Source organism: Staphylococcus rostri, from assembly GCF_002902145.1.
Taxonomy (GTDB): Bacteria; Bacillota; Bacilli; order Staphylococcales; family Staphylococcaceae; genus Staphylococcus; species Staphylococcus rostri.
Window position 1 is genome coordinate 1 of record NZ_PPRF01000013.1, and the last position, 15347, is coordinate 15347.

General features: G+C 38.2%; 13 protein-coding genes. 10 read left to right on the forward strand and 3 right to left on the reverse strand.

Annotation, left to right across the window (positions count from 1 at the left end; all coding sequences use genetic code 11):
* Nucleotides 1-385: 385 nt before the first annotated feature.
* The 3 genes from CD122_RS01400 to CD122_RS01410 all read left to right on the forward strand — a co-directional run bounded on the left by CD122_RS01400 (nucleotide 386) and on the right by CD122_RS01410 (nucleotide 3237).
* Nucleotides 386-1210, forward strand: a complete 825-nt coding sequence (locus CD122_RS01400) for an alpha/beta fold hydrolase (RefSeq protein WP_103357237.1) — start codon at nucleotides 386-388, stop codon at nucleotides 1208-1210.
* Between the two features lie 228 nt (nucleotides 1211-1438).
* A complete protein-coding gene (locus tag CD122_RS01405) occupies nucleotides 1439-2389 on the forward strand; it encodes an L-lactate dehydrogenase (protein WP_103357238.1) in 951 nt (316 codons plus the stop codon).
* 434 nt (nucleotides 2390-2823) lie between these two features.
* Complete coding sequence (locus tag CD122_RS01410; protein WP_103357239.1) at nucleotides 2824-3237, forward strand: transcriptional regulator, SarA/Rot family; 414 nt, start codon at nucleotides 2824-2826, stop codon at nucleotides 3235-3237.
* 85 nt (nucleotides 3238-3322) lie between these two features.
* Here CD122_RS01410 and mnmM read toward each other — a convergent pair whose 3' ends face one another.
* A complete protein-coding gene (gene mnmM / locus CD122_RS01415) occupies nucleotides 3323-3883 on the reverse strand; it encodes a tRNA 5-(aminomethyl)-2-thiouridylate-methyltransferase MnmM (protein WP_103357240.1) in 561 nt (186 codons plus the stop codon).
* Nucleotides 3880-4833, reverse strand: a complete 954-nt coding sequence (mnmL, locus tag CD122_RS01420; protein ID WP_103357241.1) for a tRNA modification radical SAM protein MnmL/YtqA — start codon at nucleotides 4831-4833, stop codon at nucleotides 3880-3882. Before mnmL ends, mnmM begins: the two co-directional genes overlap by 4 nt.
* 117 nt (nucleotides 4834-4950) lie before the next feature.
* Between mnmL and CD122_RS01425 the strand changes: the two genes are divergently transcribed.
* The 3 genes from CD122_RS01425 to CD122_RS01435 all read left to right on the forward strand — a co-directional run bounded on the left by CD122_RS01425 (nucleotide 4951) and on the right by CD122_RS01435 (nucleotide 9173).
* A complete protein-coding gene (locus CD122_RS01425; RefSeq protein WP_103357242.1) occupies nucleotides 4951-6132 on the forward strand; it encodes an MDR family MFS transporter in 1182 nt (393 codons plus the stop codon).
* Nucleotides 6133-6436: 304 nt separating this feature from the next.
* Complete coding sequence (leuS, locus tag CD122_RS01430; RefSeq protein WP_103357243.1) at nucleotides 6437-8848, forward strand: leucine--tRNA ligase; 2412 nt, start codon at nucleotides 6437-6439, stop codon at nucleotides 8846-8848.
* Between the two features lie 13 nt (nucleotides 8849-8861).
* On the forward strand, nucleotides 8862-9173 hold the full coding sequence (locus tag CD122_RS01435; RefSeq protein ID WP_103357244.1) for a rhodanese-like domain-containing protein: 312 nt from the start codon (nucleotides 8862-8864) through the stop codon (nucleotides 9171-9173).
* A gap of 64 nt (nucleotides 9174-9237) precedes the next feature.
* Here CD122_RS01435 and CD122_RS01440 read toward each other — a convergent pair whose 3' ends face one another.
* Nucleotides 9238-10509: a BaiN/RdsA family NAD(P)/FAD-dependent oxidoreductase gene (locus tag CD122_RS01440; protein WP_103357245.1), complete on the reverse strand. Its 1272-nt coding sequence runs from the start codon at nucleotides 10507-10509 to the stop codon at nucleotides 9238-9240.
* Between the two features lie 120 nt (nucleotides 10510-10629).
* Between CD122_RS01440 and CD122_RS01445 the strand changes: the two genes are divergently transcribed.
* From CD122_RS01445 to pepV, 4 genes are all read left to right on the forward strand, one after another.
* The gene (locus tag CD122_RS01445) at nucleotides 10630-12264 is read left to right on the forward strand and encodes a putative polysaccharide biosynthesis protein (RefSeq protein ID WP_103357246.1); all 1635 of its coding nucleotides are present in this window, start codon (nucleotides 10630-10632) and stop codon (nucleotides 12262-12264) included.
* Nucleotides 12264-12959, forward strand: coding sequence for a pseudouridine synthase (locus CD122_RS01450; RefSeq protein WP_103357247.1), 696 nt, complete (start codon nucleotides 12264-12266; stop codon nucleotides 12957-12959). Before CD122_RS01445 ends, CD122_RS01450 begins: the two co-directional genes overlap by 1 nt.
* Before the next feature lie 57 nt (nucleotides 12960-13016).
* Complete coding sequence (locus CD122_RS01455; protein WP_103357248.1) at nucleotides 13017-13421, forward strand: YtxH domain-containing protein; 405 nt, start codon at nucleotides 13017-13019, stop codon at nucleotides 13419-13421.
* Between the two features lie 515 nt (nucleotides 13422-13936).
* Nucleotides 13937-15346: a dipeptidase PepV gene (gene pepV / locus CD122_RS01460; protein WP_103357249.1), complete on the forward strand. Its 1410-nt coding sequence runs from the start codon at nucleotides 13937-13939 to the stop codon at nucleotides 15344-15346.
* Nucleotide 15347: the final 1 nt, after the last annotated feature.

The window sequence follows — 15347 nt, forward strand, 5'->3', positions numbered from 1 at the left end:
AAGTTTTTGAATAATCCCATTTTTATTCCTCCCATAACTTTGTTTAACGATTAACAACAGTGTATCACGAACATTAATGTGATGAAAACGTTTTTAATATGAAATGATACAATTATTGGCTCGAAACACAAAAATGGGTTCGAATTAGGTGTTGAGATGTCATGTAGAAGGTAGTAGCTGATTGGTATGAAAATATGTTTTTACAAGCTTTTTTCAAACTTACTCAGCCTTGCCGGGGTGGGACAACGGAATCTTTTTAGATCAATGAGATTCTGGTCCCGCTCCAATAAATCTATCACAACCAAATATTGATTTTTATTAGCAATTCAGTAGTAAGTCAAGCTATAATAGAATGAAAGTATTTAGCAAGAAAGGTTAGGTACATATGTGGAAATGGGAAACAGTTAGTGAAGCGAAGGGCGTTGTTGTGATTGTTCATAATATGTTAGAACATACTGGACGTTACGCTTTTGTAATTACACATTTAAGACGAAATGGCTATCATGTCATCATGGGAGATTTACCCGGACAAGGTCAGACATCTCGTATGAATAAAGGACAAGTTGAAAGTTTTGATCAATATCACGAGTCAGTGTTAGAGTGGTTGAAAATTGCGGAAGGCTATCATTTGCCAATATTTATGATTGGTGTTGGACTCGGTGGTTTAATTGCTGTTAATCTTCTTGAAAAAGTGGATTTAGGCATTGAAGGTCTCGTGTTAATTTCACCGCTTTTAGCTTTTCAAAATAATGCACACACGCGTAAAAATATTTTAACATCAAATGTAGGCGATGTGTCTAAGTCTGCTAAGTTTGATTTAGGCTTTGATGTGACGGATTTGACGTCTAATGAAGAAGTTCAAGAAGAAACAGTCAGCGATGCGTTAATGCTTAAGAAAGTGAGCTATCATTGGTATCAAGAAGTGGTCAAAAATATGAAAGAGACGTCGACTCATCTTCAAAACATGAAAGCTGTTCCGCTATGTTTAATGTATGGAACAGAGGACAGAATCACAGACGTTTCGGTGACACGACAGCTTGCGACAGTTTGTGACTATGAAGAACTTTATGTTAAAGCGTGGCAAGGTTTTGCGCATGAGGTACACAATGAATCACAGAGAGAGGCTGTCATGCGTTATATTTTAAGTTTTCTCAACAACCGTGTACATTCTGCGGGGTTTTTAGTTGAAGATGAGAATACTTTAACGTAGGATTGTCTAATAAAGAAACTATGTTTGCGCTTACAATTAACTAAAAGAGAAATTACACAGTTTATTTTAAAATTTATCAATTAAGTGATTTGCTGACTAAAATAATTCTCCAATATATTTTATTGTGCTTGAACTAAAATACAAAGCATGTTAAATTATATATGTGAAATGCTTCACATTAATATTGCGTATTAAATATTGAAAATAGATAGATTGGAGAGAGTCTCAATGGCTAAAAAAGGTAATAAAGTAGTATTAGTAGGTGACGGTGCGGTAGGTGCTAGTTACGCATTTACAATGGTCAGTCAAGGTATTGCAGACGAGTTAGTAATCATTGACATTAATGAGGATAAAGTACTTGGTGACGTACTTGATTTAAACCACGGTGCACCTTATGCAATGTCTCCGGTAAAAGTTAAAGCAGGTCAATATTCAGATTGTGGCGATGCAGATTTAATCGTAATCTGTGCTGGTGCGCCACAAAAAGTTGGCGAAACACGCTTAGACTTAGTTGAAAAAAATGCTAAAATCTATAAAGGTATTATCACACCAATTATGGACAGCGGTTTCGATGGTATCTTCTTAATCGCAGCAAACCCAGTTGATGTTTTAACTTATGTAACATTGAAATACTCTGGTTTACCAAAACATAAAGTTATTGGCTCAGGTACAATTTTAGATACTGCACGTTTCAAACACTTATTAAGTGAAGAATTCGATGTAGCACCTTCAAGTGTTCATGCTAACATTATTGGTGAACATGGTGACTCTGAAGTGCCAGTATGGTCAAGCGCTACAATTGCAGGTCGTCCATTATACGACATCTTAAAAGAAAACCCTGAAAAAGAACACTTAATTGAAGAAATCTACGTAAAAACACGTGATGCAGCATATGATATTATCAAAGCAAAAGGTGCAACATACTATGGTGTTGCAATGGGCTTAATGCACATCTCTAAAGCGATTTTACGTAACCAAAATGTTGTATTAACAGTTTCTAGCTACTTAGAAGGTGAATACGGCGTTGATGGTGTATACACTGGTGTGCCAACAGTAATTAATGCTGAAGGTGCTGTACGTATTATCGAAACACCATTAAATGAAGATGAAAAAGCTAAATTTGAAAAATCAGCTAAAATTCTTAAAGATATGCAAGACTCAATCAGTCATTTATTTTAATATGTAACGATAAATGGAGATGTCATCCTTAGTGGGTGGCATCTTTTTTAGGCTGTTCAGCTTCTGTGGTGGAAAGATAATAATAAGTATCTTGTTTTCTTTATATTGTAATTCTAGCTCGGTTGAAATAGCTGTCTTCATTTAGCGTACAGTATGAATATTTTGTCAGTGTTCGAGAAGCAGGAAGCTTGATACAACTTTACAATTTGACAAAATTTGGGAGCCCGCTGACATTTCATATATTTTGTCTTGCTTATGGTAGCCCTTTTTTTAATCTGCCAACTCTTGTGCACAATTATATGTAAATTATATTTGAGCGATAATATAATGCAAAAGCAAAAATTCTAAAAGCACTCAATATTATTTGTTTCAAAAATTGCTTTCATGGGTATATTAGTGTTGATGATTATGTTTAATAGATGGGAGAATGTTGAATGACTAATCACAAAGCAGAAAATAAAAATGGTATTAAAGCATTGTATTCGTTACAAACGGAAATAGAGACAGTTTTTGATACAATTGCTGAAAAATTCAAATTAACGAAAGAAGAACTATTAATTCTACTGACATTGTGGGAAAAGGGGGCTATGACTTTAAAGGAAATGGATAAATTTGTCCAAATTAAGTCATACAAACGCTCACGTACATATAACCACTTAGTTAGTAAGCAGTGGATTTTCAAAGAGAGACCGGAAAATGATGAACGGACTGTGATGATCTATTACAACGAAGAGATGTTCGACAAACAACGAGAATTATTTACCATGATTGCTTCAGAAGTTAAACACCATCAATCGAAAATGGACCAACAATTCAAACAAATTATGCAACTAGGTCTAACACAATAAGTAGCAATTGGATGACACTCATCAACAATGTCTATAAAAAAACTGTACCGATTATCAAATATCAGTACAGTTTTTTGTGTTTATATTATCTTTTTTCAATCGCAATGACATAGGGTGGGTTGTTTTGTTGATTAATGAAACCATATTGTAGGATATGTGCTTGTTGTTGATCAAAGTTTTGTAGATAACGATAGACTTGTTCGCTTTCAACTTGCCCTTCTGGATGTCCTGGATAAACGACTAGAACAATAATGCCTTCTGGACGTAAATACTCAAAAATACGTTCAATAGCAGTAATCGTCGTGTCTGGTTGCGTGACAATATGTTTGTCGCCTTTTGGCAAGTACCCCAAATTAAAAATCGCAGCATCTAAACGTTCTAAGTGGGCTGAGTGTATATGACTAATCATGTTTTCATGACCCGTATGAACGAGGGTCACATGATCAAAAGCTTTTGTTTTAAGACGTGTTGCGTCAATGGCAGTTTGCTGAATATCGCAGCCATAGACATGTCCATTAGGTACGGATTGCGCCAAAAATAATGTATCATGTCCGTTACCGCATGTTGCGTCGATGACCGTGCTATCCGAGTGAATGTGTGATGTAATGAGTTCCTTGGCAAAGGGAAGAATACGTTGAACAATCATTGAACGGCTGCTTTCTGATAATGACTGCCTTGTACTGTGCCACGACGTTCAAGTTCGGCATCAATATCGTTAAGTACTTCCCATTTGTTGACACTCCACATCGGTCCAACCATTAAGTCGATTGGGCCATCGCCTGTAATACGATGTACAATCATTTCAGGCGGCAAGATTTCAAGTTGATCACAAACAAGATTAATATATTGTTCTTTCGTCATAAATTGTAAGAGCCCTTTATCATATTGTTTCACCATTGGCGTACCTTTTAAAAGGTGTAACAGATGAATTTTAATGCCTTGGACATCCATATCAGCGACAGCTTTTGCCGTTTCCATCATCATGTCATAATCTTCGCCAGGTAATCCATTAATAATATGGCTACATACGTTAATGCCGTGTTTGCGTAATTTAGCAACGCCTTCATAATAGACGTCCATATCATGTGCACGATTGATTAAGTCAGATGTCGTTTGATGTACTGTTTGCAAGCCGAGTTCGACCCATAAGTACGTCCGTTCATTTAATTCAGCGAGATATTCAACGACGTCATCAGGTAAACAGTCAGGTCGCGTACCAATCGAAAGGCCAACCACACCTTCTTCTTGTAGCGCCGCTTCAAATTTTTCGCGCAATACTTCAACAGGCGCATGTGTATTTGTAAATGCTTGGAAGTAGGCGATGTATTGACCTTCATGCCATTTTTCGTGCATACGTGATTTAATCTCTTGGAATTGAACAGGAATTGGATCTGCACGATTACCTGCAAAATCACCACTGCCGGCTGCAGAACAAAATGTACAACCACCGTGTGCCACTGTACCATCGCGGTTAGGACAATCGAAGCCTCCGTCCAATGCGACTTTAAATATTTTTTGACCGAATGTATTTTTCAAATGATAGTTGAGCGTATGGTAGCGCTTGTTTTCGAAAGCATATGGAAATACTGTTCCCATTTCGTCTCGTCCTTTCTAATTAACACAATGTATTCCAAGATTTTACCATATTTTTTGAATGTCGTGTTATAGTGTTATATTAGAATATGAAACCTGAGAAAGAAAGAAGGGATAATGATGCGAATGCCAAGTGCAATATGGTGGCTAGTCATCGGTATGGCAATTAATATTACAGGTGCGAGCTTTTTATGGCCGTTAAATACAATTTATATGACGAATGAACTCGGTAAGTCATTGAGTGTGGCGGGCTTGGTGTTGATGATTAACTCTATCGGTATGATTGCTGGCAACTTACTAGGAGGTACGATGTTTGACCGTCTAGGTGGCTATCGTACAATTATGGTCGGAACGATTGTCAGCTTGATAGCAACGGGATTACTCAACTTTTTCCATGGATGGCCATGGTATGCGATTTGGCTTATTATGTTAGGCTTTGGTGGCGGTATGATTATTCCGGCAATCTACGCAATGGCAGGTGCGATTTGGCCACAAGGTGGAAGAAAGACGTTTAATGCGATTTATCTCGCACAAAATATCGGTGTGGCATTGGGTGCGGCACTAGGTGGTATTGTGGCAGACTTCAGTTTTAACTATATCTTTTTAGCGAATTTACTTATGTATGTCGCATTTTTTGTGATTGCGGTATGGCAGTTTAATGTGGATTATCATGCGAAGGTAAAACAGCACAATACGATAGAAGATGTCGCGAATGTGCAAAATAAAAAACATTTTACAGCGCTTATTTTATTATGTGTCATGTTTGCATGTTGTTGGGTTGCTTATGTGCAATGGCAAACAACGATCGCATCATTTACGCAACAAATTGGTATTTCCATGCCGCAATATAGCTTATTGTGGACACTAAACGGCGTGTTAATTCTTGTCGGACAACCGCTTATTGCGCCGATTGTTCATTTACTTAAAGGCCAATTAAAAAAACAATTATATGTTGGCGTGTTTATTTTAATTTTGTCATTTTATGTGACAAGCTTTGCGACATCATTTTCATTCTTTGTGATCGGTATGGTTATTATGACGTTTGCTGAAATGTTCATCTGGCCAGCAGTGCCAACGATTGCGAGTCGCTTAGCCCCACAAGGACGAGATGGTGTGTACCAAGGCATTGTCAACTCTGCATCGACTGTTGGAAAGGCACTCGGTCCACTTGTCGGTGGTTTGCTCGTCGATTATTTCAACATGCAAGTGATGTTTTTATCGATGATTGGTTTGCTCGTGATAGGGCTTGTCTTTTTAGCAATTTTCGATAAAGGGATTAAGGGGCATTCATTGTTTGAGTAATGTGATGTGAAAATAAAAGATTATGCTTGCAACAATGCGTTAAATTGCCTATTATAGAGTGTAATAGCAAATTGTCATCGGAGTAGTAACTTAAAGTATGCGATCTTCAGAGAGTTAGTGGTGGTGCGAACTAACGATAGCATTTAAGTGAACTTGCCAATATAAAAAATGAATAACAGAACATCTCAACTATTTGAAAAATGAAGTGCACGAATGTGAATGAGGGTGGTACCGCGGCAAAGTTGTCGTCCCTTACGAATAACAGTAGTTTGAGGTGTTTTTTGTATTTTAGGAGGTCAATGCTGTGAATTATGATCATAAGCAAATTGAGAAAAAGTGGCAAAATTATTGGTTAGAAAATAAAACGTTTAAAACTGAAGACAACCTGGGGCAAAAGAAATTTTATGCTTTAGATATGTTCCCATATCCGTCTGGTGCTGGGTTACACGTGGGTCATCCAGAAGGTTATACAGCAACGGATATCGTGTCACGTTATAAACGTATGCAAGGATACAATGTGTTACATCCAATGGGGTGGGATGCATTCGGTTTACCTGCTGAGCAATACGCTTTAGATACTGGGAATGACCCTGCTGAATTCACGAAAAAGAATATCCAAACGTTCAAACGTCAAATTCAAGAACTTGGGTTTAGCTATGATTGGGATCGTGAAGTCAGTACGACGGATCCAGAATATTACAAATGGACGCAATGGATTTTTATTCAACTGTATAAAAAAGGTCTTGCATATATTGATGAGATTCCTGTGAACTGGTGTGAAGCGCTCGGTACAGTTTTATCAAATGAAGAAGTGATTGACGGTGTATCTGAACGTGGCGGTCATCCCGTTGTTCGCCGTCCGATGAAACAATGGGTGTTAAAAATCACTGAATACGCGGATCGTTTACTTGAAGACTTAGAAGACTTAGATTGGCCTGAATCAATTAAAGATATGCAACGTAACTGGATTGGACGTTCTGAAGGTGCAAAAGTTAGTTTCGGACTAGAATCATCTGATGAAAAAATTGAAGTATTTACAACACGTCCAGATACTTTATATGGTGTAACGTTCCTTGTGTTAAGTCCAGAACACCGTCTTGTAGATGAGATTACAACGCCAGAACGTATGGCAGAAGTAGCCGCATATCAACAAGCAGCAGCTAAAAAATCTGACTTAGAGCGTACAGATTTAGCCAAAGAGAAAACAGGTGTGTTCACAGGTGCATATGCAGTGCATCCATTATCTGGCGAACAAATTCCTGTATGGATTGCTGACTACGTGCTTGCTTCATATGGCACAGGTGCTGTTATGGCTGTTCCAGGCCATGATGAGCGTGACCATGAATTTGCAGAAACATTTGGCTTAGATGTTGTGAATGTCATTGAACATACTGAAGATACACCGGTTTACACTGGCGACGGACCACACGTGAATTCAGGTGCGTTAGATGGTTTGAACAATGCAGAAGCGATTGATAAAGCGATTGCCATCTTAGAAGAAAAAGGTGCGGGTGAACGCAAAGTCAACTACAAGTTACGTGACTGGTTATTTAGCCGTCAACGTTATTGGGGTGAACCAATTCCAATCATTCATTGGGAAGATGGTTCAATGACAACTGTTCCTGAATCTGAATTGCCATTGTTATTACCGAAAATGGATCAAATCAAACCGTCTGGTACGGGAGAATCACCACTTGCAAACAGTGCAGAATTTGTGAACGTGGTTGATGAAAAAACAGGCATGAAAGGTCGTCGCGAAACGAATACAATGCCACAATGGGCAGGTAGCTGTTGGTATTACTTACGTTACATTGATCCGAAAAACGATCAAATGTTAGCAGATCCTGAAAAATTGAAACATTGGTTACCAGTAGACCTTTATATTGGTGGTGTCGAGCATGCCGTACTTCACTTATTGTACGCACGTTTCTGGCACAAAGTATTGTATGATTTAGGTGTTGTTCCAACGAAAGAGCCATTCCAAAAACTGTTCAACCAAGGTATGATCCTAGGTGAAGGTAACGAAAAAATGAGTAAATCTAAAGGTAATGTTGTAAACCCTGACGAGATTGTAGCGTCACATGGTGCAGACACATTGCGTTTATATGAAATGTTCATGGGACCATTGGATGCCTCTATCGCATGGAGTGAAACAGGTCTTGATGGTGCACGTCGTTTCCTAGATCGTGTATGGCGTCTATTCGTGACAGAAGATGGCACGTTATCTGAAAAAGTGGCGGATGCACCAACGCCAAAATTAGAGCAAGTGTATCATCAAACAGTTAAGAAAGTGACAGACGACTTTGAGAAATTGAACTTCAATACAGCAATCAGTCAAATGATGGTATTTATTAACGAAGGCTACAAAGCAGAAGCAATTAACCGTATTTATATAGAAGGATTTGTTAAAATGTTAGCGCCAATCGCACCACATATCGGTGAAGAATTATGGGCGATTCTTGGTCATACACAAACAATCACATATGAACCATGGCCAACATATGATGAATCATTGCTTCAAGCAGATACAGTTGAAATTGTTGTTCAAATCAACGGTAAAGTACGTGCTAAACTTGAGATTTCAAAAGACACACCAAGAGAGGAAATGGAACGCATCGCATTAGCAGACGAAACGGTTCAAGCTAACTTAGAAGGCAAAGATATTAAAAAAGTCATTGCGGTTCCAGGAAAACTCGTAAACATTGTTGCAAAATAATAGGAGTGAGACGATGAAAGAAATTTCAATGGATCAATTAAAAGAACAGATTTTAAGTAATGAGCCAATTCATATTATCGATGTAAGAGAAAATGAAGAAGTTGCATTAGGTATGATTCCAAATGCGACACACATTCCAATGCAAGAAATCCCGCAACATATCAATGATTTTGATAAGGATAAAACATACTATATCGTTTGTGCGGCAGGTGCGCGCAGTGCGAGGGTAGTCGCATACCTTAACGACCAAGACATTGATGCTGTTAACGTTGATGGCGGTATGAATGCGTGGGGTGACGGTGATTTAACATATCCGGGTGTTTAACTTCAATATATAATAATATTAAAAAAGAGGGTGTCCACAGCGCGTGGTACATCCTCTTTATGTTTTATGCTTCTATTGAATCGTACGTGAATTGCCCAGCATAATAACCAGCAACATAACCAGTGACAAGGGCGCTTGTAATGTTATAGCCACCCGTGTATCCGTGGATATCCAGCACTTCTCCGCACAGGAATAAACCATCTTGTAATTTTGATGCCATTGTCGTTGGTATGATTTCTTTAATGGACACACCACCGCCTGTTACAAATGCTTTCTCGATAGGCAATGTACCATTAACTGTAAATGTAAATGCTTTAAATTGATGTGCCAAGTCATTGATTTGTTGCACGCTTAAATGATGATACGTTGTTTCTAAATCAATATGCGCTTGTTCCAATATAAAGTGTAAATAGCGTGTTTCAATGATACCTTTAAGGGCGTTTTTAATAATTTTGTCGGGTTGTTCTTTCAATAACTTAGTAATTTTTTGTTTAACTTCTTCCTCGTTCATATCTGGAAAAACATCTAATTGCATTTGTATGTCTTGACGTTTTTGTTGTTGCTGCTCTTTGTAAATAAATTGGCTACATCTAAGCGCTGCTGGGCCACTGATACCAAAATGCGTGAATAACATATCCATTTGGTGTGTAATGCGTTTTTTTCCATTTTTACGCAACACAGATAGGGCAACATCTTTTAAGCTGAGCCCTTTAAGCGTTTGTTCTCGAATAAATGGCTCGCTTGATCGGATAGGCACTTCAGTTGGGAATAAATCGGTAATCGTATGTCCAAAAACTTTGGCAAAATCATAGCCGTCACCCGTTGAACCAGTATGTGGCACACTCGTACCACCTGTAGCAATAACAACTGTACGTCCTTCATACTCTTTGCCATTCTCAAGTGTCACTGTATAGTGATTATCTGAAGCAGTAATGGCTGATACAGGACTATTTTCTAAAACTTCTACATGCTGTTTTTGTAGCTCAGCGATTAACACATCTAATACATCTTGTGATTTGTCCGTCACAGGGAACATACGCCCATGGTCTTCTTCTTTAAGTTTGAGGCCACGTGATTCAAAAAAGCGAATAATCGATTGGTTATCAAAAAGTGAAAAAGGGCTGTATAGAAACTTCCCATTCCCGGGGATATTTTTAATAATTTCGTCATACGGCAGATTGTTCGTCACATTACAACGACCGCCACCTGAAATTTTAAGTTTACGACCGAGTCCTTGCTTCTTTTCGATTAATAGCACACGCTGATGGTTCTGACTCGCTGATATAGCAGCCATAATACCACTAGGTCCACCACCAATGACAATAGTTTGATACATGAATTATATTCTCCTTCACTTTTATATATATAATGATTTTAACATAATCTGTTTATGTGTATAATGATGGTGTTATGCTATAATGAGTGTTCAAAAAATCAAAAGTAGGTTGATGATTCTATGAGTGAAAATAAGGAGTTAGTACGGGGGACGTTTTTATTAACTTTAAGTATTTTAATAACGAAAATATTAGGAATTCTATATATCATTCCGTTTTACCGTATCATTGGTGGTGCAGATAATCTCGCACCATTTAACTATGCATACGGCCCCTATAATATCGCGATAGCCGTCGCAACAGCAGGTGTGCCACTTGCCGCCTCTAAATATGTTGCGAAATATAATGCATTAGGCGCTTATCGTGTGAGTCAAAAATTGTATAAATCAAGTTTTGTTGTGATGAGTATTACCGGTGTGATTGGATTTATTGCGCTTTACGCATTATCTCCAACGATTGCATCAATCACAATTGCTAATAATACAGATAAAAATGCCGGTTGGACGGTTGAACAGATTACAAGCATTATCCGAACAATTAGTTTCGTCGTTATTTTTATTCCAGTATTAGCGACATGGCGTGGTGTTTTCCAAGGGTATAAATCAATGGGACCGACTGCCGTATCAGAAGTGACTGAGCAAATTGCGCGTATCATTTTCATTTTACTTGGTAGTTACCTTGTATTAAATGTATTTGATGGTTCTATGTTATTAGCCAATGGTATCGCAACATTCGGTGCTGCCATCGGTGCCATCGCCGGTATTTTAACGTTATGGTGGTATTGGATTAAACGTCGTAAGGGTATCCATGAAATGGTCGCATCCGATATGACAGGTATTGATGTGTCTTACACACAAATGTACAAAGAAATCATTTCTTACAGTATTCCGTTTGTAATTGTGAGTTTAAACTATCCATTATTTATGATTGTAGACCAGTTAACACATAACAATGCGTTAGAAGTTGCAGGTGTATCACATCGCATGCAAGATATGTTCTTCACAATTTTAAATATGACAACGAATAAAATTGTGATGATTCCGACATCGTTAGCAGCTGGTTTTGCTATCAGCTTAATTCCATTCATTACGAAAACGTATGAAGAAGGCAATTATAAAGAAATGCATAAGCAAATTCAGACCGCGATGGGCGTCCTTGCGTATATTACAGTGCCTGCAAGTCTAGGTATTATGGCGTTAGCGGTGCCACTTTATACAGTTTTCTATGAATATAGTATTGAAGGCAGTCGCTTATTGTTTATCTATGCACCCGTTGCGATTTTAATATCGTTACTTAGCGTAATTGCTTCGATGTTACAAGGTATTGATAAACAAAAATTAACAGTATTTATTATTTTAGGCTCTGTATTAATCAAATTGGCTTTAAACCATCCAATGATTGTGATGTTCCATACAGCAGGTGCGATTTTAAGTACAGCAATTGCCCTTACATTTGCGATTGTTTCGAGCTTACTTGTTCTTAGAAAATATGCTGGCTTTAAATTAGCAAACACAATATTAGATGTAGGACAAATTTTAATTTATGGCTTTATCATGATGATTGTTGTTGAACTTGTATACTACGGCTTACAATTCTTTATCTCACCAGCAAGCCAAGTGGGTGCACTGATTATTACAGTTGTTTGTGCCTTGATTGGTGTTATTGTATACGGTGTGATTACGATGAAAACACGTCTTGCCGATAAGTTTTTAGGCAACATTCCAAACAAACTACGTAGAAAGTTAGGTTGGCTTTAATGCGTCTTGACAAGTTTTTAGCGAATATGGGTGTTGGTACCCGTAATGAAGTCAAGGTATTGTTGAAAAAAGGGCAAGTGAAGGTGAACGGTGACATCGTCAAAAGTCCAAAGACAAAAATTGATGCAGCGCAAGATAAAGTGATGGTTGGTGGAGAACGAATCGGGTATGAACCTTATGTATATCTAATGTTGCACAAGCCTGCGGGTGTAATTTCAGCAACTGAAGATGACATACATCGTACAGTACTTGATCTAATTGATGACTACAAGCATTTGGCGTTGTTTCCGGTCGGTCGACTTGATAAGGATACGGAAGGCTTGTTGTTAATAACGAACGATGGCGCGTTTAACCATCGCATTATGAGTCCAAATAAACACGTGCCGAAACGATATTATGTCGAATTGGAAAAAGCTATTGTGCCAGAAGCTATTGAAGTATTTAAGGCAGGTATTGAACTTAAAGAAGGCTTGTTAAAACCGGCAGAACTTGAAATTCTTGAGCCGAGCAACACTGCACGTGTGACAATTCACGAAGGCAAATATCATCAAGTAAAGCGTATGTTTCATGCCGTAGATAATGAAGTCGTCTATTTAAAAAGAGAAGCGATTGGCGCGTTAGCACTTGATCCAACTTTAGCTAAAGGCGATTATCGCCAGTTAACACCTTCTGAAGTTGCACTTTTTGAAGATTAATGTTTAAGTTATGCACACTAAGGGAAAGTGTATTAAAACTTTACAGAGGTGATTACAATGGCAAAATCTAATCAAGTTATCAAAGCAATGATTGGTATTGGCGGTGCATTGGCAGCAGTGGCGCTTTCAAACAAAAGCAGACGTGATAAAGTGAAAGAAACATATCAAAATTATAAAGAAAATCCTGAAGACTATAAGCAACAGGTACAAGAGAAAGCATCACAATTAGGTAACATTGCGACGGATGAAATTAATAAAGTGAAAGAAGATCCGAAAGCATATGTTGATGCAATCAAACAAGGTCCAAAAGCTTTCTTGAATGAGAAAAAAGAACAGTTCTTACAAGATGATGCTGAGAAAGCAGAACGTAAAGAAGCGGATTTCGTAGGTGAGGGTGGCGGAGATCCATCACAAAACCTTAACGAAACGACAAAGGCAGTTTTGGAAAACAAAAATAAATAATGTTGATGCGTTATAAAAGGCTGGGACTTTGTATCCCGGTCTTTTTTGTTATAGTACCAGTTAGGTTGATATAGCTGTCTTCATTTAGTATACAGTTCTTTGTGATTATGCGCTTTTTTGTCAGTGTTCGAGAAGCAGGACTCTCGACAGGACTTCGCAATTCGACAAAATTTGGGAATCAATTTTGCTCATTGCTCGGGTTCTGCTCGATTCCTAAACGCTTCTCTCACAACCTCGTTTTTGAATATCATCGTTTCCTGATTGCTCGCTTGCCAAGGCGCCTCACTCCAACTAGGGAGCACTACAGAAGTCTCATCGGTATGCAAAGATTTCGTTGTAGTGTTTCGGCAAGGATGACTCGTTCACAATTTTTTTCAGTTCTGGTCGCCAGTGCGTAAACTATTTTGAACGCTAATTTGTCAGGAAATTTAAAATGATGTAGGTTTGTACTGTCGTTCGTCAAGAAAATCATGTAAAATAAAAAGTACAACTATTTTAGAAAGAAGCTGAGACGCATGTGGAGAGAGAAAGTAAAAGAGTATGAAGACCAAATTATCGAAGACTTGAAGGGGCTACTAGCAATTCCTTCTGTACGTAATGATTCAGAAGCAACGGCTGACGCACCTGTTGGACCAGGTCCTAAAGCAGCGCTGGAATATATGTATGAACTTGCAAAGCGTGATGGGTTTGAGACATTTGATACAGATCACTTAGCTGGACGCATCGAAGTCGGTAAAGGAGAAGAATTATTTGGTATTTTAGGTCATGTCGACGTTGTACCTGCAGGAAATGATTGGGATACAGATCCATTCACACCTGTCGTGACAGAAGATCGCGTGATTGCACGAGGCACGTTAGATGACAAAGGACCAACAATTGCTGCGTATTATGCCGTTAAAATTCTAAATGACATGAAGGTCGATTGGAAGAAACGTATCCATATTATTATCGGAACAGATGAAGAGTCTGATTGGAAATGTACAGATCGTTATTTTGAAACGGAAGAAATGCCAACGATTGGTATCGCACCGGATGCTGAATTCCCACTGATTCACGGAGAAAAAGGGATTACGACATTTGATATTCAGCAGACATCACTTGCACATGATGACGATGAGCCTGAGATTGAATTACATCGCTTAGTGTCTGGCGAACGTTATAACATGGTGCCGGATACTGCACAAGCTGATTTACTCGTTAAAGAGAATATGACGAATACGATTCAACAATTTGAAGCCTTTTTATCAGAGCATAAGCTGTCGGGGAATCATGAAGTTGAAAACGGCATTTTAAAACTAACTGTTTATGGAAAAGCTGTTCATGGTATGGATCCGTCAATTGGTGTAAATGCTGGATTATTCTTATTACATTTCTTGAATACACTTAACTTAGACCAAACTGCACGCAACTGGGCGGCGTTTAGTGAACGTTATCTTTATGAATCTCACTTTGGTGAAAAGATGGGCATGAAGTATCATACGGAACAGATGGGCGACTTAACGACGAATATTGGTATTTTAAATTATGACCAAGCGAATGGTGGCTCATTTGGTATCAATTTACGTTACCCTGAAGGTTTTGACTTCGAACAGGCGATTCAAGTGTTTGAAGATGAAATCAAAGCGCTCGGTTTTGAACTAAAAATAGGTAAAGTCCAACAACCACATTTCGTGGACCCAAGTGACCCGTTTATTCAAAAACTGTTAACTGCGTACCGTAATCAAACAGGAGATATGTCACCTTCATATACAATTGGTGGCGGCACATACGCACGTAACCTTGATAAAGGGGTAGCATTTGGCGCAATGTTTGACGACTCTGAAGATTTAATGCATCAAAAGAATGAATACATCACGAAAAAACAATTGTTCAATGCAACAAGTATTTATTTAGAAGCAATTTATTCTATTTGTGTGGAGGAATGAG